This is a genomic window from Pseudomonas sp. HN2-3 (assembly GCF_020691745.1).
In the GTDB taxonomy this organism is placed as follows: Bacteria; Pseudomonadota; Gammaproteobacteria; order Pseudomonadales; family Pseudomonadaceae; genus Aquipseudomonas; species Aquipseudomonas capeferrum.
Genome location: NZ_CP085704.1, coordinates 2,043,124 through 2,060,767, shown reverse-complemented (window position 1 = coordinate 2,060,767; position 17,644 = coordinate 2,043,124). Strand labels below are relative to the sequence as shown.

Annotated in this window: 23 protein-coding genes and 1 pseudogene; 7 read left to right on the top strand and 17 right to left on the bottom strand. The window is 54.1% G+C overall.

Annotated features, from left to right (window positions below; all coding sequences use genetic code 11):
* Nucleotides 1-479: 479 nt before the first annotated feature.
* From ycaC to LJX93_RS09510, 4 genes are all read right to left on the bottom strand, one after another.
* Entirely contained in the window at nt 480-1,103 is a 624-nt protein-coding gene (gene ycaC / locus LJX93_RS09525) for an isochorismate family cysteine hydrolase YcaC (protein WP_227697043.1), read from the bottom strand.
* A 101-nt stretch (nt 1,104-1,204) separates the two neighbouring features.
* Nucleotides 1,205-3,043, bottom strand: coding sequence for an amidohydrolase (locus LJX93_RS09520; RefSeq protein WP_227697042.1), 1,839 nt, complete (start codon nt 3,041-3,043; stop codon nt 1,205-1,207).
* Between the two features lie 96 nt (nt 3,044-3,139).
* Nucleotides 3,140-3,553 (bottom strand): DoxX family protein, encoded by a 414-nt coding sequence (locus LJX93_RS09515; protein WP_227697041.1) that lies wholly within the window; start codon nt 3,551-3,553, stop codon nt 3,140-3,142.
* A 248-nt stretch (nt 3,554-3,801) separates the two neighbouring features.
* A complete protein-coding gene (locus LJX93_RS09510) occupies nt 3,802-4,722 on the bottom strand; it encodes a LysR substrate-binding domain-containing protein (RefSeq protein WP_227697040.1) in 921 nt (306 codons plus the stop codon).
* A gap of 359 nt (nt 4,723-5,081) precedes the next feature.
* On the opposite strand from LJX93_RS09510, the gene LJX93_RS09505 reads away from it, so the two are divergent.
* A complete protein-coding gene (locus tag LJX93_RS09505; RefSeq protein WP_227697039.1) occupies nt 5,082-5,726 on the top strand; it encodes a hydrolase in 645 nt (214 codons plus the stop codon).
* Nucleotides 5,727-6,038: 312 nt separating this feature from the next.
* On the opposite strand, the gene LJX93_RS09500 is transcribed toward LJX93_RS09505, so the two are convergent.
* Nucleotides 6,039-6,506: a nuclear transport factor 2 family protein gene (locus LJX93_RS09500; protein WP_227697038.1), complete on the bottom strand. Its 468-nt coding sequence runs from the start codon at nt 6,504-6,506 to the stop codon at nt 6,039-6,041.
* Between the two features lie 365 nt (nt 6,507-6,871).
* Here LJX93_RS09500 and LJX93_RS09495 point away from each other — a divergent pair, with 365 nt between their 5' ends.
* Nucleotides 6,872-7,126, top strand: coding sequence for an AbrB/MazE/SpoVT family DNA-binding domain-containing protein (locus LJX93_RS09495; RefSeq protein ID WP_227697037.1), 255 nt, complete (start codon nt 6,872-6,874; stop codon nt 7,124-7,126).
* Nucleotides 7,127-7,311: 185 nt separating this feature from the next.
* On the top strand, nt 7,312-8,535 hold the full coding sequence (locus LJX93_RS09490; RefSeq protein WP_227697036.1) for a zinc-dependent alcohol dehydrogenase: 1,224 nt from the start codon (nt 7,312-7,314) through the stop codon (nt 8,533-8,535).
* Nucleotides 8,536-8,629: 94 nt separating this feature from the next.
* Here LJX93_RS09490 and LJX93_RS09485 read toward each other — a convergent pair whose 3' ends face one another.
* The 8 genes from LJX93_RS09485 to LJX93_RS09450 form a co-directional block, all read right to left on the bottom strand.
* A complete protein-coding gene (locus tag LJX93_RS09485) occupies nt 8,630-9,127 on the bottom strand; it encodes a ferritin-like domain-containing protein (protein WP_227697035.1) in 498 nt (165 codons plus the stop codon).
* Between the two features lie 157 nt (nt 9,128-9,284).
* The gene (locus LJX93_RS09480) at nt 9,285-10,214 is read right to left on the bottom strand and encodes a ZIP family metal transporter (RefSeq protein WP_227697034.1); all 930 of its coding nucleotides are present in this window, start codon (nt 10,212-10,214) and stop codon (nt 9,285-9,287) included.
* Nucleotides 10,215-10,430: 216 nt separating this feature from the next.
* Nucleotides 10,431-11,315: a manganese catalase family protein gene (locus tag LJX93_RS09475; protein ID WP_227697032.1), complete on the bottom strand. Its 885-nt coding sequence runs from the start codon at nt 11,313-11,315 to the stop codon at nt 10,431-10,433.
* Nucleotides 11,316-11,447: 132 nt separating this feature from the next.
* Nucleotides 11,448-11,675: a PLD nuclease N-terminal domain-containing protein gene (locus LJX93_RS09470; protein WP_227697029.1), complete on the bottom strand. Its 228-nt coding sequence runs from the start codon at nt 11,673-11,675 to the stop codon at nt 11,448-11,450.
* A 93-nt stretch (nt 11,676-11,768) separates the two neighbouring features.
* The gene (locus LJX93_RS09465) at nt 11,769-12,215 is read right to left on the bottom strand and encodes a DUF421 domain-containing protein (RefSeq protein ID WP_227697028.1); all 447 of its coding nucleotides are present in this window, start codon (nt 12,213-12,215) and stop codon (nt 11,769-11,771) included.
* A gap of 7 nt (nt 12,216-12,222) precedes the next feature.
* A complete protein-coding gene (locus LJX93_RS09460) occupies nt 12,223-12,741 on the bottom strand; it encodes a hypothetical protein (protein ID WP_227697026.1) in 519 nt (172 codons plus the stop codon).
* Nucleotides 12,734-13,246 (bottom strand): CinA family protein, encoded by a 513-nt coding sequence (locus LJX93_RS09455; protein WP_227697025.1) that lies wholly within the window; start codon nt 13,244-13,246, stop codon nt 12,734-12,736. Before LJX93_RS09455 ends, LJX93_RS09460 begins: the two co-directional genes overlap by 8 nt.
* Nucleotides 13,221-13,526, bottom strand: coding sequence for a hypothetical protein (locus tag LJX93_RS09450; protein WP_227697023.1), 306 nt, complete (start codon nt 13,524-13,526; stop codon nt 13,221-13,223). Before LJX93_RS09450 ends, LJX93_RS09455 begins: the two co-directional genes overlap by 26 nt.
* Before the next feature lie 219 nt (nt 13,527-13,745).
* On the opposite strand from LJX93_RS09450, the pseudogene LJX93_RS09445 reads away from it, so the two are divergent.
* Both LJX93_RS09445 and LJX93_RS09440 read left to right on the top strand, forming a co-directional pair.
* Nucleotides 13,746-14,154: pseudogene (locus LJX93_RS09445) on the top strand (low affinity iron permease family protein).
* Nucleotides 14,151-14,465 carry a hypothetical protein gene (locus tag LJX93_RS09440; RefSeq protein WP_227697022.1) on the top strand — a complete coding sequence of 105 codons (315 nt, stop codon included), beginning with the start codon at nt 14,151-14,153 and terminating at the stop codon, nt 14,463-14,465. Before LJX93_RS09445 ends, LJX93_RS09440 begins: the two are co-directional and overlap by 4 nt.
* Nucleotides 14,466-14,550: 85 nt before the next feature.
* On the opposite strand, the gene LJX93_RS09435 is transcribed toward LJX93_RS09440, so the two are convergent.
* Nucleotides 14,551-14,799 (bottom strand): hypothetical protein, encoded by a 249-nt coding sequence (locus LJX93_RS09435; protein WP_227697020.1) that lies wholly within the window; start codon nt 14,797-14,799, stop codon nt 14,551-14,553.
* A 14-nt stretch (nt 14,800-14,813) separates the two neighbouring features.
* Complete coding sequence (locus LJX93_RS09430) at nt 14,814-15,515, bottom strand: glycosyltransferase (protein ID WP_227697019.1); 702 nt, start codon at nt 15,513-15,515, stop codon at nt 14,814-14,816.
* Nucleotides 15,516-15,761: 246 nt separating this feature from the next.
* Here LJX93_RS09430 and LJX93_RS09425 point away from each other — a divergent pair, with 246 nt between their 5' ends.
* A complete protein-coding gene (locus LJX93_RS09425; RefSeq protein WP_227697018.1) occupies nt 15,762-16,172 on the top strand; it encodes a response regulator in 411 nt (136 codons plus the stop codon).
* Here the strand turns inward: LJX93_RS09425 and LJX93_RS09420 are convergent.
* Nucleotides 16,160-16,537 (bottom strand): hypothetical protein, encoded by a 378-nt coding sequence (locus LJX93_RS09420; RefSeq protein ID WP_227697017.1) that lies wholly within the window; start codon nt 16,535-16,537, stop codon nt 16,160-16,162. The two genes, LJX93_RS09425 and LJX93_RS09420, sit on opposite strands and share 13 nt — an antisense overlap.
* Complete coding sequence (locus tag LJX93_RS09415) at nt 16,530-16,787, bottom strand: DUF1652 domain-containing protein (protein ID WP_227697016.1); 258 nt, start codon at nt 16,785-16,787, stop codon at nt 16,530-16,532. Before LJX93_RS09415 ends, LJX93_RS09420 begins: the two co-directional genes overlap by 8 nt.
* Nucleotides 16,788-17,086: 299 nt before the next feature.
* On the opposite strand from LJX93_RS09415, the gene LJX93_RS09410 reads away from it, so the two are divergent.
* Entirely contained in the window at nt 17,087-17,335 is a 249-nt protein-coding gene (locus LJX93_RS09410) for a DUF6555 family protein (RefSeq protein WP_227697015.1), read from the top strand.
* The last annotated feature ends 309 nt before the right edge of the window (nt 17,336-17,644 follow it).

Below are 17,644 nucleotides of genomic sequence, written 5' to 3'. Positions count from 1 at the left end.
ACTTGCAGATAGCGAGCCCAGGTCAGGCCGCTGCCCTTGGTTGTGAAAACGGGCTCGAACACTTTGTCCTGATTGCCACCGGATATACCCTAGCCGTTGTCCTGGATACTCCCTCCAGCCAGTCATCCTCGCATGCGGTACGAATGACAAGCTGCCGCCCTTCATTGCGATGAGAGACCATGGCATCCACCGCATCGCTCGAGAGATTGAACATTAGTTGTCGGATTTGCACTTCACTTCTGGGATCAAAATTAGTCTGGCGTTACACAGACGAACGAGGCTTAAGACGCATAAACCTTAGCGAAGAGCGACAGTGAGGAGGGATCAGAGGAGGAACATCCCTGAATTTGAATCAAGCGAGGGGAGATGGGTGCAGGCGATTTATTGTGAGTCTGGCTAATGCTGATGGCTGTACGTTTCCTTTCTCTACTGGGCCCCCTTCTGGAAGCAATGAAGCCGTCCCTGGCCTCATGGCTCACTTACTTGGCAGTAAATGCCGAGTAGCTATTCATCAGGTTGCGGTAGTTCGGGATGCGCTGGGACAACAGATTGGCCAAGCCTTCCATGTCGTTGCGCCAGTCACGCTGAAGCTCGCAGGCGACGGAAAACCAGTTCACCAGTTGTGCGCCGGCAGCGGTCATACGAGCCCATGCTGCTTGCTGCACGACTTCGTTGAAAGTACCGGAAGCGTCGGTCACAACGAATACGTCGAAGCCTTCTTCCAGAGCGCAAAGGGTCGGGAACGCCACGCAGACATCAGTCACAACGCCAGCGATGATCAGTTGCTTACGACCGGTCGCCTTGATCGCCTTGACGAAGTCTTCGTTGTCCCAGGCATTGATCTGGTCTGGACGAGCGATGTACGGCGCATCCGGGAACATTTCTTTCAGCTCTGGCACCAGCGGGCCGTTCGGGCCGGATTCGAAGCTGGTGGTAAGGATGGTCGGCAGTTGGAAGAATTTGGCGCAATCGGCCAGAGCCAGCACGTTGTTCTTGAACTCGTTCGGCGAGAAATCCTGAACCAGCGAGATCAGACCGGTCTGGTGATCGACCAGCAGGACAACCGCATCGTTGATGTCCAAACGCTTATAAGGAGCGGTCATGATTGACTCCAATAGTTGAGTTGCGATGTGTGGTGCTATGCCAACAAATGACGTCGGCGAGTGGCCTTGCCAGGAAAGCCTGGCAAGGTTTCTTTTGCTCGTTAAAACGCGAAGCAGGAGCAGCCGAAGGCGCCCCAGAAGCCCTGGAAGTCGCTAACAGGCACTTTCGATTGCCGGGCCGTGTCATGGCTGTGCGCGTGCACCCCGCATGGGCCGCTGCACTGGTGAACGGCTGCAGCCAGTGGAGCACCCTGGCGCCAATGCCCAGGCACCATCGCTACTGGCGACCAGTCCGGCAGAACCGGCACGGTTGGCGGCGCCAGTTGGTCGAACTCGTTGGTGGCGTAGACAACCTGTCCGTCGACGATGGTCAGCACGGACTCGATCCATTTGATCGACTCCTCGGGCACGCTGAAGAAGTCTTGGGACAACGCAACCACGTCGGCCAGTTGGCCCACTTTGATTTGACCCTTCTTGCCCTGTTCCGAAGAGAACCAGGCGCTACCACGGGTGAACAGCTCCAGCGCCGTCTCGCGAGACAGCCCCTCCGGATACAACTCCATGCCGCCAACGGTGCGACCGCTGACCATCCAGTAGAGTGAAGTCCACGGGTTGTAGCTAGAGACGCGGGTGGCGTCTGTACCAGCACCTACAGGCACGCCTTCGGCCAGCATGCGCTTAATTGGCGGCGTGGCCTGAGCGGCCTGTTTGCCATAACGATCAACGAAATACTCACCCTGGAACGCCATGCGATCTTGAATCGCGATGCCGCCGCCCAACGCCTTCACACGCTCGATGTTTTTCGGCGAGATGGTTTCGCAGTGGTCGAAGAACCACGGAATGCCGTTGAATGGGATGTCGAGGTTGACCTTCTCGAACACATCCAGCATGCGAGAGATCGACTCATCGTATGTGGCGTGCAGACGGAACGGCCAGCGATGCTCGACCAGATGGCGCACCACCGGTTCCAGATCCTGCTCCATGCCTGGCGGTAGATCGGGACGCGGCTCCAGGAAGTCTTCGAAGTCAGCAGCCGAGAAGGTCAGCATCTCGCCGGCGCCGTTGTGACGCAGGAAGTCGTCCCCTTGGTGCAACTTGACGGTGCTCGTCCAGTGCTTGAAATCTTCCAGCTCTTCTTTCGGCTTTTGGGTGAACAGGTTGTAGGCGATACGCACGGTCAACTGCTTGGCGTCGGCCAGTTGGTTGATCACTTCGTAGTCGTCTGGATAGTTCTGGAAACCACCGCCGGCGTCGATGGCGCTGGTCAGGCCCAGACGGTTCAGTTCACGCATGAACTGACGCGTCGAGTTGACCTGATACTCCAGTGGCAGTTTCGGGCCCTTGGCCAGAGTCGAGTACAGAATCATCGCGTTCGGGCGGGCCACCAGCATGCCGGTTGGATCGCCATTTCTGTCGCGCACAATTTCGCCACCGGGTGGGTTCGGTGTGTCACGGGTGTAGCCGGCCACGCGCAATGCGGCACGATTGAGCAGCGCGCGGTCGTACAGGTGGAGAACGAATACAGGGGTGTCCGGGGCCGCCTGGTTCAGCTCTTCGATAGTTGGCAGGCGTTTTTCGGCGAACTGGAATTCGTTCCAGCCACCAACTACACGCACCCACTGCGGAGTCGGGGTGCGTTCAGCCTGAGCCTTGAGCATGCGCAGACCATCGGCCAACGAGGGCACGCCTTCCCAGCGCAGTTCCAGGTTGTAGTTGAGGCCACCACGGATCAGGTGCAGGTGCGAGTCGTTTAACCCTGGAATGACCGTGCGCTTCTGCATGTCGATGACTTGAGTAACGCCAGTGCGCATGCCCATGATCTCGGCATCATTACCTACAGCGACGAATTTACCGCCCGCGATAGCCACGGCACTTGCCTTAGGCTTTTCATGATCGACAGTGTGAAAATTTCCGTTGAAGAGAATCAGGTCGACGTTCATAGGAGCTCCTTAAGGAAAAGGCTGGAAGCTACCGGTGACAAACCGGCAATCTCGTTTCGGAAAAAAATGCAATGGGCCAATTGAGACGGCGCGGGTTCAGGCATAACGGAGCACCCCAGCCAGCCGACTATTGAGGGCGAGACCACCAGGGCCCGTAATTAATACGCAGGTAAAAATGATGGTCAAAAGCCATCCAAACTGAGCCTGATCAATCGTCCACTCCGGATGAACCACCACCAAGGCGACCAGTAGCAAAAACAAAATTGGCAAACAAGCAAGCCGTGTTAGCACGCCTGCGATAATCAGAAATGGGCACAACACTTCGGCAAAAAGCGCCATACAGAGCGTTGTAGTTGCCCCCATGTGAAATGGGTCTTCGATCAGCTTCAACTGAGCGTTGAAATCGAAAAGCTTCGGTAACCCGTGAACACATAACAAAAAAACAGCACCGCTTACTCTGAGGAAGAGAAGCCCCAAATCCTGCAGACGATCATTAGAATTCGAGTACATGGTTACTCCCTGGAAACTGTTCGGAGCCACGACTTGATGTAGGCCTGCTCCGGATTCGATGTCCATAATGGAACGGAAAAAAAAATCCTTATTGAATAAACGTGCTGCCGTGAGTACGCATTCGTGAAGCGAGATGTACACATGGCGTAAATCTGAAAATAATGGGGCCATATGTGGTACAGACGGTCGCCGACATGCGCAAACGATGAAGGCACCTCATGCCATTCAAGTCCTAGTTCGGTATTCAGTCAGAGGATTGGCCGCGTTTCCTGCGACATGAATTCAAAGATGCGTGAGCGTAGCCAGCGCTCCGCTGGATCGTTGTCGTGCACTCTGCTCCAAACCATTGATAGCTCGGCAGGCTCGATATGAAAGGGGGGATCTTCCGCGCGCAAACCGCTGCCCTCGACGAGCGCAGATGCTGCATAGTCGGGAACGGTTGCGATCAAATCTGTTCCGACCAGTAGCGCTCGAAGAGTGCTGAACTGAGGTACTGCTACTACCACAGACCTCGTACGCCCAACCTTCGCAAGGTCGAGATCAATATTGCCGCTGAGATCGCCAGAAAAGGACACCATGGTGTGACCTCGTTCGCAGTATTCGTCGAGGGTCAGAGGGGTAGAACGCGTGTCCCCCCGAAGCACTTTAACTCCAATATCTCTCAGCTTTTTACGCGTAGCGTTCGCGGGCAGGTCAGTGGTGTAACTGATACCGACAGAGACTTCGTTAGACGTTAGAAGAGACGGTAATAACAGATAATTCGCCCGACGCACCACTACGATGATCCCCGGAGCTTCCTTTCGAAGGCGGGCCAGCAGTGGGGGAAACAATCCAAACTCCGCGTCGTCCGACAGACCAATTCGAAATGTAGCGCAGCTGGTTGATGGATCGAATTCTTTCGCCCGACTGACCGCATCAGAAATCGTATCTAACGCCGGCCTGAGCTCTTTCAATATGTCCAGCGCACGAGCAGTGGGCTCCATCGTGCGACCGTTGCGCAGGAGAAGCGGATCATCAAAGAGGTCGCGCAACCGCCCCAGTGCCGCGCTCACAGCTGGCTGCCCCATGAAGAGCCTTGCGGCGACCCGCGTGAGATTCCTTTCAAACATTAGCGCTTCAAAGATCACCAATAGGTTGAGATCGAGGCGGCGTAGGTCGTTCCGATTCATGAGTCGGCTCCGTCATCTGGAAGAGCCAGGATGGCTAAGAACCATAGATATATATGCGGCGATACGTCGTGCATTGAACGAATGTGCTTTCGACGAAGTAATCGACCAAATGCGTCAGGCAATAGGCTCCCCAGCAGAGAGGCCCACCAATCTAAAAAGCTTTCTCCTCGACGAGCATTGGAACACTGAAGCAACAGACTCGAATGTCCCGATTTCGGAATCAATGATTCTCAAAACAGGCTAATTGTTGGATGTCGTCACCGGTCGTAGATTGTGTTCCAAGCCGCCGCAACAGCTCATCCGCTGAACCGGCATATCCATTCCGGCCACCAACATCAATGCCTTGAGGAATCACTAAAATGTCTATTCGTGAACTGTTGAACCCGACCAACTCCGCACTGATTCTCATCGACCACCAGCCACAAATGGCCTTCGGCGTACAGTCAATTGATCGGCAGACGCTGAAGAACAACGCGATTGGTTTGGCCAAGTCCGCGAAAATCTTCAACGTCCCTACCATTTTCACATCAGTTGAAACGAAGAGTTTCAGTGGCTACATATGGCCAGAATTGCTCAACGTGTTCCCCGATCATCAGCCCATCGAACGCACCTCGATGAACTCTTGGGAGGACAAAAAACTGGTCGAAGCCGTCAAAGCGACGGGCCGTAAAAAACTCATCATTGCTGCACTATGGACTGAGGTCTGTCTGAACTTTCCAACGCTGGATGCGCTTGCTGAAGGCTACGAGGTGTACATCGTCACGGACGCCTCGGGCGGCACAACCAAAGAGGCACATGACATGTCGGTTCAGCGAATGATTCAAGCCGGCGCGGTGCCTGTTACCTGGCAGCAAGTGCTGCTCGAGTTTCAACGCGATTGGGCTCACAAGGACACTTACGAAGCTGTGATGGAGCTAGTACTCGAGCACAGCGGCGCGTACGGGATGGGCGTTGATTACGCTTACACGATGGTACACGGCGCACCTCAGCGAAAAGTGAGTTGACCCTGGCAGCGGGCACCTGATCGGTGCCCGCGTCCCCGCCTTCCGACCTTCATTTTTAGCCACAAACGGTACGGTTTATGATCAGCGTAAAAACCATCTTTACTGCAACATTCGTAGCTTTTGCTTTGGGTAGCTTAGGCGCGACACATAGCGTTTTTCCTGAGCACCCGACTCGCAGGTTTATGGACGGGCTGTGGGCTCCGAAAAACATGGTCAATAGCGCAAGCGTTCCGGTAATCCGTCCATAAGCGCACGTCTTAACTTCACATAGACCCGCGTCTGTATCCCTCATGTGGATGTGAGGCCTCGCTATCACACCGGCGGTCGGCTAAGCCAAGGATAACGCTCGACATCCGCACTCCCATAATCAGGGTCGAGATAGATAAAACACCTTGTGATCAGCCAGTCCCTGACCTCGAACACATCACACCAGTAACCTGCTCCCCATGTGGGATCGCCGGCCCTCCATTTCCCATCCACGTGCTCGCCATGGCTAACCCCTTCCACGACCACCGTATCTGAACCCGAAAATACCCAATTGAAATGTGCATAGTCGTGAGTGATCGAAACCAACCGCGCACCTAAATCGGCAAACATCTTGCCGATTTGTTCACGGCCAGTCGCAATCCCCCACTTTGGGAAATACACCTGAGCATCCGGTGCAAACAGCTCAAGAATGCTGCTGCCATCAGGTGCAGTACCACCGTTATCGAACGCACGAAAATACTGCAGGATTACTGACTTGCGTTGCTCGTCAGTCATGGTCATGTGGCTGAGCATTTCTTCTACCCCTTTTCGACAAGTCATTGGTAATCGCCAGTGCTGGCTGCGAACTGAAAACACCGAACAGTTGGAGCAACGGGTGGCCTATTTGACTTTCCCATCATGGCGCTCCCTGGACGCTGGTTCTGCCAAGCAGGAGTCTCATGCCGATGTCGTGAATATTCTTGTCGAAACGTGCTGACATTAGCCGGGCCCAGGTGCCCGAAGAATCCATATCCTTATCGAGTCCTGCTCCAACACATCGAACCATTCGGATGCGGTCATTGTCTTGCTACTAGCAGCATGAGATCACGGCGCTGGCCAAGACGCCGTGTATGCAGCCTTGAGTCGTAAACATCTGAAGCTGTTGTATGGAGAACCGAATGAATACTTCAGTCAAAATCACCATTGAAGATTGGAATGGCGATGGCGCTGTTCGCATCCCTGACGAAGCGTTGCAGGAAATGGGGGTCGACGTTGGCGATTCGCTCTATCTGGTTGAAGAGTTTATTGGCAATCGGCAATGCCTGATTTTGACGAAGGCTCCAAAGCTGCCGGATCCCATAGACGAGCTGGTGGAGCAACTCACTCACTCTACCCAGAGCTCTTCGTTGGAAGCGTCTGAAACCGCCTGCTGAAGGCCTTAACGACCGGAAGCGCCTGCGCTACACGTGGGCTGCTCCAACCAACTTTTCATCGACTCTTCAATTCGTGGCATCAGGACAAGCAGACCGCCAGTCTTGCTGATTTCTCAAACTCTGAACTTAGCTCCTCTGCATAACCTCTCCCGCTTACCATCAAGCGATGAAAGAGGCGGCACACCATGAGAGCTCTCACATATCACGGCACGCACAACGTAAAAGTCGACACGGTTCCCGATCCTGTCCTGGAGGACAGTGAAGACATCATTCTTCGCGTGACCGCCACTGCGATCTGCGGCTCAGACCTTCACCTGTATCGAGGAAAAATCCCCACAGTCGAACATGGCGATATTTTCGGCCATGAATTCATGGGTATCGTCGAGGAGACAGGATCCTCAGTGACTGCTGTCAAGCCTGGTGATCGCGTAGTGATCCCATTCGTTATCGCTTGCGGAAGCTGCTTTTTCTGTCAGATGGATTTGTTTGCTGCGTGCGAAACGACCAACACCGGTCGCGGCGCGATCATCAATAAAAAAGCGATTCCACCTGGCGCCGCGCTGTTTGGTTACAGCCATATGTATGGGGGCATACCGGGTGGACAGGCTGAGTATGTCCGGGTGCCTAAGGCCAATACAGGGCCGTTCAAAGTGCCGGGTACCCTGTCTGACGAAAAAGTCCTGTTCCTCTCCGATATTCTACCCACCGCTTTTCAGGCGGTGACCAATGCTGAAATTGGCAATGGTTCGAGTGTTGCCATTTATGGCGCAGGCCCCGTCGGCTTGTTGAGCGCCGCTTGCGCACGCATGCGCGGTGCAGAGCAGATCTTCATGGTCGATCACCACCCTTATCGCCTCGCTTATGCGCAGAAAACCTATGGCGTGATTCCAATTAATTTCGACGAGGACGACGACCCCGCCGACACGATCATTAGGCAGACCAAAGGCATGCGCGGCGTTGATGCTGTGATCGATGCGGTGGGCTTTGAAGCCAAAGGCAGCACCACAGAAACCGTGCTAGCTACGTTGAAGCTGGAGGGCAGTAGCGGCAAAGCACTACGCCAATGTATTGCAGCGGTTAGACGAGGCGGCGTTGTGAGCGTGCCCGGCGTCTATTCGGGGTTTATCCACGGATTCCTCTTCGGCGACGCCTTCGATAAGGGCCTGACCTTCAAGATGGGGCAAACTCACGTGCAGAAGTATTTGCCCGAACTCCTTGAGCACATCGAAACGGGTCGGCTCGCTCCCGAAGTCATCATCAGCCACCGGATGGCCCTGGAGCAAGCTGCAGAGGGCTACAGGATCTTTGACAAGAAGGAAGAGGACTGCAGGAAGGTCATTCTGACGCCGGGAAGCAATGAAACTCCTATTCCCGTGATCGATGAAAGCGTTGTTGTAACTAACTCCTGATCAATCTTGGGATACGGACAGCCTAAAAAAACCACGGCGCGAAAAATCTCGCTGCCGTGGTGTGAGGGCCAGTGCAACCGCATTTCATTAGCGGCTACTTCTTCAATGTCGCTGCTTGATTGCCTCCTTGCTCCGCAATCTTCGTCAGCTTTTCATCTGCGCCTTTTTCCTCGGCCAGAGTTGCCGCCAGAAGCGCCACTGCGTCATCCAGTTTGAGGTGCTTGGCCATCGCGATCAGCGTGCCGTAGCTGGCGATTTCGTAGTGCTCCACCTTTTGTGCCGCACCAATCAAACCGGCATCAAGCACGGCGCCTTTCTCTATTTCGTCCAGCAACTCCTTGGACTCTTCCACCAGCCCTTCCATGGCCACGCATTTCATCCTCTTGAGCTTCAATCCAGTCAACTCGACCAATTGATCAATTCGCTCGATTTGACCCTGAGTCTCTTCGAGGTGAGAGGTGAAGGCATCAGCCAGAAGCGGGTTGGTCGCCGCCCTGGCCAATCGAGGCAGCGCCTTGGTGATTTGCTTCTCGGCGCTATAGATGTCCGACAATTCGTGGATAAACAGGTCTTCAACAGTTTTTCTAGCCATCGGGTGCATTCCTTCTAGTCGAGTGGGCACTGTCCGAAAGAGGACATGTGCTGAGAGCGCGACAAGCCATTCACCGGCTGTACAAGAGGACTGACCCAGGCCCGGAGCTAGCTGTTCCAAGTTTCTCGCCATGGCGCCGACGAAGTGCATTCCGCGCTCAACCCAATGCCGTATCGAGGAACATCATCACCCCAAAACCGAGCATTAATCCCATCGTTGCCGGCGTCTCATGGCCATTGCGATGGGTCTCGGGAATCACTTCATGCGATACGACAAAGATCATTGCACCGGCAGCAAGACCGAGAGCCAGGGGATAGCCCAGCGCGAAGCTGGTCGAGATGCCCAAGCCCACAACCGCGCCCAGTGGTTCCATGAGGCCTGAACCAATTGCGATTAACGCCGCACGCCATGCGCAAAGACCAGTGACACGCAATGCCAACGCAACGGCTAAACCTTCGGGAATGTCCTGGATGGCGATTGCGGTGGTGAGGGGTAAGCCGACCTTCATGTCGCCGCTCGCAAAACTCACCCCGATAGCCATACCTTCTGGGAGGTTGTGCAGCGTAATAGCCAGGACAAACAGCCAGACCCGATTAATACGTTGTGCCTGAGGCCCTCGTCGACCACTTTTCTCGTGCTCGTGAGGAATGAATCGATCTAGCCCCACCATCAATGCTGTGCCCAGACCCAGCCCTGCAATCACTATGCAGGCTGCGAGAAATTGATTGCCGCAAAGCTCCCGTGCCGCCTCAATCCCGGGAAGTATGAGTGAGAAAGAGCTGGCAGCAAGCATCATCCCGGCTGCGAAACCCAGCATGATGTCTTGCGTACGGGCGGCAATTTCGCGCATCGCAATCGCCAGGACTGCCCCTAGTGCGGTTGCACCAAAGCCGGACAGCCCACCCACCACCGCCAAATGCAGATTGCTTCTGTTCGCACCGGTAAGTGCACCGTAACCGCTGATCAGCAATAGGACGCCAACGACCGCTAGAAGCAGCCAGAAGACCAGTCCGCCCCAGCCGGTTCGGATTAACCATTGATGGCGGCTACGTGGCTGGGCGTTCAAGTGAGTGGACGGCTCCGACATTGAACCTCCTTATTTTTGTGCCACAGGTTTTTCAACGAAGGAATTCAAAACTCTCTGGAGGCGCGCTGAGCCTCTCGCTCGTAAGAAACACAGGTGGTGTGAAACAATTTTCCGAAGTCTTGCTCTTTACGCGGCTGTTGTCTGGTCAACATTGCATTACCCTCTGGTTGGTAAACAGAAATGAAACCGCACGCTCGAAAGCGTGCGGTTGCTGACTTACGGCTGAGGTTCACCTTGAGCTCCGGCGCCTAGATCGGCCCCGGTGACAGGGTTGCTGTCAGGGTCGGACATTGTCCTGGCCTTCATGTCCATCAGCAGTGCTTCGTCCTCGGCACTGAGCTCGACGCTCGCCAATCCGTCGCCACCATCCACTGCGGGTGCTGGCTCTTCTACAAACTCCCAATCATCACCCTGATTCCATGGCCCACGTGTGCTTCCTTCACCTTGGGACATGTTGAAGTAGACATTGGTGAACTCAGGCATGCCAGGCAGCTTGCCTTGTGGGAAATTTGGCTGGATCGAATGCAAGGCCTTTTCAAACGAGAGCTGATGGGCAATCTCTCGTGTCATCAGAAACCCGAGCGCCTCCTTCACTCCAGGATCATCGGTAACATTCATCAGGCGTTCGTAGACAATCTTCGCTCGGGCCTCTGCAGCGATATTGGAGCGCATGTCTGCTGTCGGTTCGCCAATCGTGTCAACGTAAGCCGCCGACCACGGTACCCCTGCAGAGTTGGTGAGTGGTGCGCCGGCCCCATAGAGCAAACTGGTGATATGGGAGTCGTTGCCGGCGCCGTTGATCGCGCGGTAGAGCTCCCCCTCTTCTTCAACGCCTTCTGCCAATTGGCCTTTGGCGCCCTTGTTGAGCATCACGATGATTGAACCCACAATTTCGAGATGGCTGAGCTCTTCAGTGGCTATGTCCATCAGCAGGTCTTTCCTACCTGGATCATCCTCTGCCAAAGCTTGAGTGAAGTAGCGAGAAGCTGCAGCTAGCTCTCCTTGGGCGCCTCCGAATTGCTCGAGCAAAAGGTTTGCTAGACCAGGATTGGGCTGGGCTACTCGCACGGTGTATTGAAGTCTTTTGTTGTGTAAGAACATGACATTCTCCTCAGGCGAATCTGGGTTGCGATTCATCCGACAGAAAATCGAATGCCAACCCATATTCATCTGAAGGGAGCGCGCTTCGGTTAATTTCAAAAAGCTTCGCCGCTGACGACAGACGGGCAATTCTTAACCTTTGCTGTGCTCCGGGGACGTTGGGCCCTGCTTGACGCCGCGCGGTCCTGCAATTCCCCACACGATCAATCCAATCACCGGAAACACGATGAGCGCAATGGCCCATCCCGCCTTCACTCCAACTGTTTTTTCACTCCGGAACACGCTCACAATTGCCCAAAGGTCGACGAGCAAAATGATGACCGCCACCGCAATCGAGAAGTAACTCATAGCTTCTGACATGATCCAACCCTCCTGAGACTGGTATCCGTTAGGGTCAACGCGCGGTCGAGTGTTCAAAGTAATATGTCGAAGTCGGAAAAGGGTATTCGTCCGTCAACTCTCCCGTGGAATCACCGAAATCTTGCCGTTGCGCTCAATGATCGCAAACTTGATCTCTTCCAGCTTTTCAATGCCTTGGCTGGATCGCGCCGCCTCCATCACATCAGCCTCCACCAAACGTGCATGGCGTAGGCGCCCGTGCAAGAGTTTGCCGTTCTCGACAATGATCGTCGGCTCACCATCGATCAGGCGTGAAACCCATCCCGAACGCTGTTTGAGCAGCGAAAGGCCAACGTCTACGGCTATTAGCGTGACAATCACCAGCATCGAATTGGTCAGCGAAAAATCGTCGCCCAATAAGGCTTGCTGAGTCGCCTCGCCGATGATCATCAACAGCACAAAATCAAAGGTCGTCAGCTCAGCCAATGAACGTCTTCCGGCGATCTTGAACAGCACCATGAGCGCCACATACATCGCCGCCGCACGTAATACTGAATCCATAAATCACCTACGGAAAAATGAACTGGGTAAGTTTTACGTCGCTCACACCAGGAACGACTACGCTGCTGCGAAACAGTCCTAGCCCATCACCGCGCAATGTCAGGAAAAGACTGGCTTGGCCTTCGGCATCGGTCTGCACCCACAACCGCATGCCTTTTGCGGAACTCCGAGAGCGTGCCGGCTCAGGCTGCAAAGTCTCGATGCTGAAGCCATCGAGAAGCTCTCCACCCAATTCCAGTTCAACCGTAGAGTCTGGCTTTGCGTTCAGGCTGATTTTCATGGAGTTGGTAGAGCCATTGCGATGGAACATCTCGTATTCCACTTGCAGAGTGCCGTCATTACTGTGCAACTCCCTAGAGCTCAGCACTCCCCGGGAGAACAACCCTGCCAGCCCCAAAACCATCAGCAGAACCAGCGCATACCAACCGATTCGCTCGAAGCGCCATACCTTGACCTGATACTCCATGTCTTCCTTGATAGGATATTCGCGGCTTTTCAGATCCGGATGATTGGAATCTTCATTCATCAGCTTGGCCCGGTTCAGAGCGCATCACACGCCGGTGGAAATGAGGAATCTGACGCAGGGCATACTCCGTTGCCTGCCTCTGAACCTGGCAGCGAGTACCGACAAAATGCTGCTCGATACTGAACACTTCTTTTGCACCTTTAGATTGAAACGCCCAGGCGAAGCAGATGGTACCGGCGGGGATACCGTCGACATCTTCAGGCCCAAGGATGCCCGTGGTGGCGACAGCAACAGTGGCGGTGCTGTCTTGCAGCGCCCCCAGGGCCATCTCCCGGGCCACCTCAACGCTCGTAAGATTGAAAGTGGCGATGGTGTACGGGCTGACATGCAGCAAACGCTGTTTGGCCTGGGGCGAATACACCACATAACCGCTCTCAATAAACTCACCGCCGCCCTCTACTTCAGACAGCCACGTCACGATCTTGCCGGCAGTACAGGACTCTGCCGTCGTGAGCAGCAGCGAGTGCTCGCGCAGGTAATCAATGGTCTCTTGGGCGATGGCCATCTTCGATTTCCTCCAGCCTGCTCTTGGGGCAGCCGTGATAATCGCCACCTGCAACAGCCTTCAGATAAGCCCGATCAGCTTCCATCCGTAGATCTCGCCATTCGCTCCAGGTAACCATCTTCAAGCGATCCATCTCATCGGTCTGACGCACCAGTTCCTCGTGGTAGGCATCGGGGCAATCCATCCGCAGCACTCTGTTTTCGAGCGCACAATGCCATGCATCCAAGGCACGTAGCCGCTGCTCTTGGAATGGCGTAAGCAAATCTCTGAAGACATTCATTTTTGCTAGCCCGGACGAGATGTTTACCGGTGGAGTCGATGGCTGATGAATAGGTTCAGAGCATTTGACTTATGGCTTCCTCCGCCCGGTAAGCCAGCGGAGCCGGGACTTAACAATCGAAGAAAATTCGTGCGACTAGCCCATGAAATAGAATTTGTAAAAAAGAATTTCAAAGACTCACTGAGGTCAATCAGTTATCCACAACAAGAGTCTGCAACCATGAAATTCGCACGCTTCTGCCAATCGCTTTCCAACTGGGCCGGCAGTTCAAAAACCTTCCTCCTCGCTATCGTACTGATCGCTGTGTGGGCCATGACTGGGCCATATTTCCACTACAACGACACCCTGGCAACTGATCATCAACACTTCTACAACGATCATCACCTTCCTCATGATGTTCCTGATTCAAAACACTCAAAACCGAGATAACGACATACTGCATCTGAAAATCGATGAGCTGATTCGAGCCACCAAAGATGCACAAGATGCCACGTTGGCCCTGGAGAAACTGGGCTCACGAGAGCTGAGAAAACTTCGGGAGCATTACAGCTCGTTGGGTGAGACTGATCAGATCAACGTCGATATCACCGGTATTCCAGAAAGTGTCCCAAAGGCATCAGAGCAATGAACCCCGTCACGCCAGATGGTCGCTACTTCGTTGTTGAAGGAAAGCTATGGCGATGCACAAATCCATCGTTGCCAGATGCTTTGCGTCAGAGGCTGGTGAATGACCTGATGAGCGCGCGGCGAGAAGTGAAGCTGGCAAAAGCGTCTGACGATGGTCAGCAAATATCGAACGCTCGAGAGAAGGTTCAGGTGGCAAAAGTCGCGCTCGGGGAGCGCGGCCCGGTCTGGTGGAACGATGGAAGCCCAGACGACAACCGGCACCAGGTCTCAAATACCCCCTACGCAGACTGGTACCGATCATTGGGGAGGTAAAATCTGAAAGGGAAACTCCAGAATCTGAGCTCATTCATGGATTCGTACGGGGTTTCTGGTGCGATAGCTTTCTGCGCCGAAGGTATCAGCTAGCAGACCGGAATGCGGTGAGGTTTTTCTTGAAGCCTCGGGCATTCATTCCTAGAAGAATGCACTCAAGCACAATCAGCGCATAGGCGTCGGCGTTGAGCCCCCACACCACCCAGAGAACGTTGCTAAGGATAAATCCCCAAAAAGCGATCATCCGTCTATAGGCCCGCTGCGAACCAATAAACCAGGCAGACGCTACTGTTACCACCATGGCTGGCCATTGCACCCAATCGATGTATTCCACACCCACCTCCAGAGTCAAAGGGATAGGCCAGTACTCACATGTGGATCAAGGACAGGCATCTTCAGGGACTCACCGAGACTGGACAAATACTCACCGAATCCACTGCGACACTTGTAATCCTTCCGAGCACTGGTAATAACGGGATTTTTCGCAGTCCAGATGATGTGAGCACCGATTCTGCTGAGGTCAGCGACCAGGCCGACGTCTTCGTGCGCAGTGAGGTGCTGAAAGCCACCCGCTTTGAGATAGGCCTCAGCACTCAGACCTAGATTGGCACCGTGGATATGTCTATGGTCTTCGATGAACTCGTAGCGCTCCATGTACTTCAAGCGTACCAACTCGCCATGGTCAGCCCAGCTGTCCACCTCGACGGTTCCACAGACTGCATCTGCTTTGAACTCGATCTGACGTGCCAACCAATCGCGTGGCACCACAGTGTCGGCATCAGTGAATGCTAGCCAGTTTGCACCGGCTGCCAGCACGAGATCTGCACCCGTAGCTCTAGCCTTGCCCACGTTCTGATAACAAACATCGAGCCTAAATACACCATGCGCTTCAACGATCTTATCGGTCTGGTCAGAGCAGTCATCTAGAACGACAACTATCCGTATTTCCTGGTCGGCCAATGAAGGGTGCGCGGCGGCTAGCAACACAGATGAAAGACAAGCAGCAATCTGGTTTTCCTCGTTATGGGCAGGTATCACGACACCGATCATAAATGTTAGCTCCTGGCTGCCAGTCTCTTAGGCTCCAGCAGTCGACCTCCAATTGGGCCAGGAGGTTTAAAATTTAGGTGTGTGGGGGGCCGATCCTTTCCGTGAACGTTTTTTTAGCGACTCATGCGCTTGTGTGACTTGAATCATCAAATGGCTGCACAGAAAACACAGAAAGCAGAAATGGGCATAGACTCGACGTCCGATTGACCGATGTCGGTATGCTTTGGCCCGGCTAAGGAACAAAAAGTGATAGCGAAGTGGGCAGGTTTTCTGCCAATTGAAGGTCACATAGTCATCGTTGAGGACGACCACACCCTGCGGTCACTGATGGGAGAGATCGTCTCGGAGATTGGCGCTGAGGCAGTCTCGTTCGTGACGGCGGACGACGCGCTGACTCATCTTTTACAAACACCAGATAAATGTCGCCTGGTGATTGCAGATCATGGCGTCCCCGGCCAGGTTCAAGGCATCGAATTTATAGAGATGGTAAACAGTCGCTGGCCCACCATCGCGTCTATATTGACCTCAGGCTACGAAATAGAGCCTGAAACGGTACCCAGAGGCACTATTTACCTGCACAAGCCCTGGTCGCTCGATGAGCTGATGGTAGCCATAGCGACGTCACTACAACCTGGAACACCAGTTTACAAAGGCTGATCAGCCTCAAGACCACGCTTACGGCTTTGTAATTCATGGGTGGTCAACGGAGGATTGGAAAGCAGAACAAGGGCGCTATCAATCTCGTCGGCAGCTCCGTGCTTCTGCTCGGGATCTGCCCACTTCCAGTAGTGATTTGCCATAAGGCCGCCGACAGCTTCGGCACACAGCACATCACTGCTGACGCCCATTCTTGTGGCTGAAGCGATGACAGCAAGCAGCGCTTGTTCAAGCTGCTGGGTTCTATCGGCGTGCACGAGTGCGCATCTCCATAAAATCGATGGAGCATTATGATCCGATGTCAGTTTGACATCAAAGAGTGCTTTGTAAATCCAGACCACCGGATGGCTATTACTTTTAAGCACGACGCTCGTGAGACTCAAAAGTGCTTTTGCGTACAGACATCTCGGCGCGCAGCTCACCAATGAGACTGGCAATCGCGCGGCTAGACGTGAGGGTCGTGGTCGTAATACCCGTCACCAGTAGCTCGACACTGCCCGTTGATGGGTCGGTGACCTTAATCATCAGTGAACCATCCGGATTCAGCGTGCATGCGCAGGCCAGTGGCAGGAATCCGCACTCAATAATATGTCGGAGCTCGAGGGCCGAAATCATATCGCTCGTCCTGGTTTCACAGTCTATTAAGTGTTGCCCATCAGGAACTGTCGTCAAGGCGCACAAAATGGATAATTCGACAAAGCATTTCAGACGCCACCGGACAGGCCGATGCGCGATATCCGCAGTTCCTAGCAGCAGCATTCCCTTGAGCGTCTAAAACGCCGCTGCCCAGTGCATTGTGATCGCTGCTTGCCTAGTTAAATGAGCTCGCCAGCCAGAATACGTACCGCTCAGAAAAACGTTGGAATTTTTCCTTTTCACACCACTCATTTGGCTATGAGCGTAAGGAGGAACTCATGAGCCAAACAGATATTTTTGTAATTGATTACAAGCTCCATGGGCAACCAAAGTCATTCATCATTCGTGCTAAAACGATGCACAACGTAGACGCATGGCACTGGGCGAGCTGCGACGCTGGAATAGCACCCATTCCAAAACCTGGCAGGCCCCCACTGAAGGTCATTTCAAAACCGCAGGCCGAGCGTTACGGCGTTACTGAGGTGAGATGGCGCGAGACCGCCGCGTTAGTTTGGGAAGAAGCTTAGGTATTCCAGCGTTACCTCCAAACTTTCCAGCCGGCGCTATCAATCAAGAGAAACAAATGCGCCACGCTAACGGACGCGCGGAGGCAAACTGGTTTCCCGCGAGCGCTATGAAAAAACTCGAGCAGAGGAAGTTGGAACCACACCGAGGGCATCAACGCGAGAGCGGAGCATAGTAGTCTCCAAGGAGCCTTCAGATTTCGTCCAGCGCTTACGGGCGTCCTATAATCGACCCCGCTAGCCAAGGGAGGTAATTCCATGTAGCCTTCCGCGCACTTGCTAGCATGGGACTTACGGTTTTCACCTCAACCG

Excerpts from the sequence above, each read along its gene's own strand:
- LJX93_RS09475 (WP_227697032.1), bottom strand. The coding sequence starts at position 11,315 with ATGTTCTTACACAACAAAAGACTTCAATACACCGTGCGAGTAGCCCAG.
- LJX93_RS09520 (WP_227697042.1), bottom strand. The coding sequence starts at position 3,043 with ATGAACGTCGACCTGATTCTCTTCAACGGAAATTTTCACACTGTCGAT.
- LJX93_RS09455 (WP_227697025.1), bottom strand. The coding sequence starts at position 13,246 with ATGGCCATCGCCCAAGAGACCATTGATTACCTGCGCGAGCACTCGCTG.
- LJX93_RS09515 (WP_227697041.1), bottom strand. The coding sequence starts at position 3,553 with ATGTACTCGAATTCTAATGATCGTCTGCAGGATTTGGGGCTTCTCTTC.
- LJX93_RS09490 (WP_227697036.1), top strand. The coding sequence starts at position 7,312 with ATGAGAGCTCTCACATATCACGGCACGCACAACGTAAAAGTCGACACG.
- LJX93_RS09510 (WP_227697040.1), bottom strand. The coding sequence starts at position 4,722 with ATGAATCGGAACGACCTACGCCGCCTCGATCTCAACCTATTGGTGATC.
- LJX93_RS09450 (WP_227697023.1), bottom strand. The coding sequence starts at position 13,526 with ATGAATGTCTTCAGAGATTTGCTTACGCCATTCCAAGAGCAGCGGCTA.
- ycaC (WP_227697043.1), bottom strand. The coding sequence starts at position 1,103 with ATGACCGCTCCTTATAAGCGTTTGGACATCAACGATGCGGTTGTCCTG.
- LJX93_RS09500 (WP_227697038.1), bottom strand. The coding sequence starts at position 6,506 with ATGCTCAGCCACATGACCATGACTGACGAGCAACGCAAGTCAGTAATC.
- LJX93_RS09465 (WP_227697028.1), bottom strand. The coding sequence starts at position 12,215 with ATGGATTCAGTATTACGTGCGGCGGCGATGTATGTGGCGCTCATGGTG.
- LJX93_RS09480 (WP_227697034.1), bottom strand. The coding sequence starts at position 10,214 with ATGTCGGAGCCGTCCACTCACTTGAACGCCCAGCCACGTAGCCGCCAT.
- LJX93_RS09495 (WP_227697037.1), top strand. The coding sequence starts at position 6,872 with ATGAATACTTCAGTCAAAATCACCATTGAAGATTGGAATGGCGATGGC.
- LJX93_RS09470 (WP_227697029.1), bottom strand. The coding sequence starts at position 11,675 with ATGTCAGAAGCTATGAGTTACTTCTCGATTGCGGTGGCGGTCATCATT.
- LJX93_RS09460 (WP_227697026.1), bottom strand. The coding sequence starts at position 12,741 with ATGAATGAAGATTCCAATCATCCGGATCTGAAAAGCCGCGAATATCCT.
- LJX93_RS09440 (WP_227697022.1), top strand. The coding sequence starts at position 14,151 with ATGAACCCCGTCACGCCAGATGGTCGCTACTTCGTTGTTGAAGGAAAG.
- LJX93_RS09505 (WP_227697039.1), top strand. The coding sequence starts at position 5,082 with ATGTCTATTCGTGAACTGTTGAACCCGACCAACTCCGCACTGATTCTC.
- LJX93_RS09430 (WP_227697019.1), bottom strand. The coding sequence starts at position 15,515 with ATGATCGGTGTCGTGATACCTGCCCATAACGAGGAAAACCAGATTGCT.
- LJX93_RS09415 (WP_227697016.1), bottom strand. The coding sequence starts at position 16,787 with ATGATTTCGGCCCTCGAGCTCCGACATATTATTGAGTGCGGATTCCTG.
- LJX93_RS09410 (WP_227697015.1), top strand. The coding sequence starts at position 17,087 with ATGAGCCAAACAGATATTTTTGTAATTGATTACAAGCTCCATGGGCAA.
- LJX93_RS09485 (WP_227697035.1), bottom strand. The coding sequence starts at position 9,127 with ATGGCTAGAAAAACTGTTGAAGACCTGTTTATCCACGAATTGTCGGAC.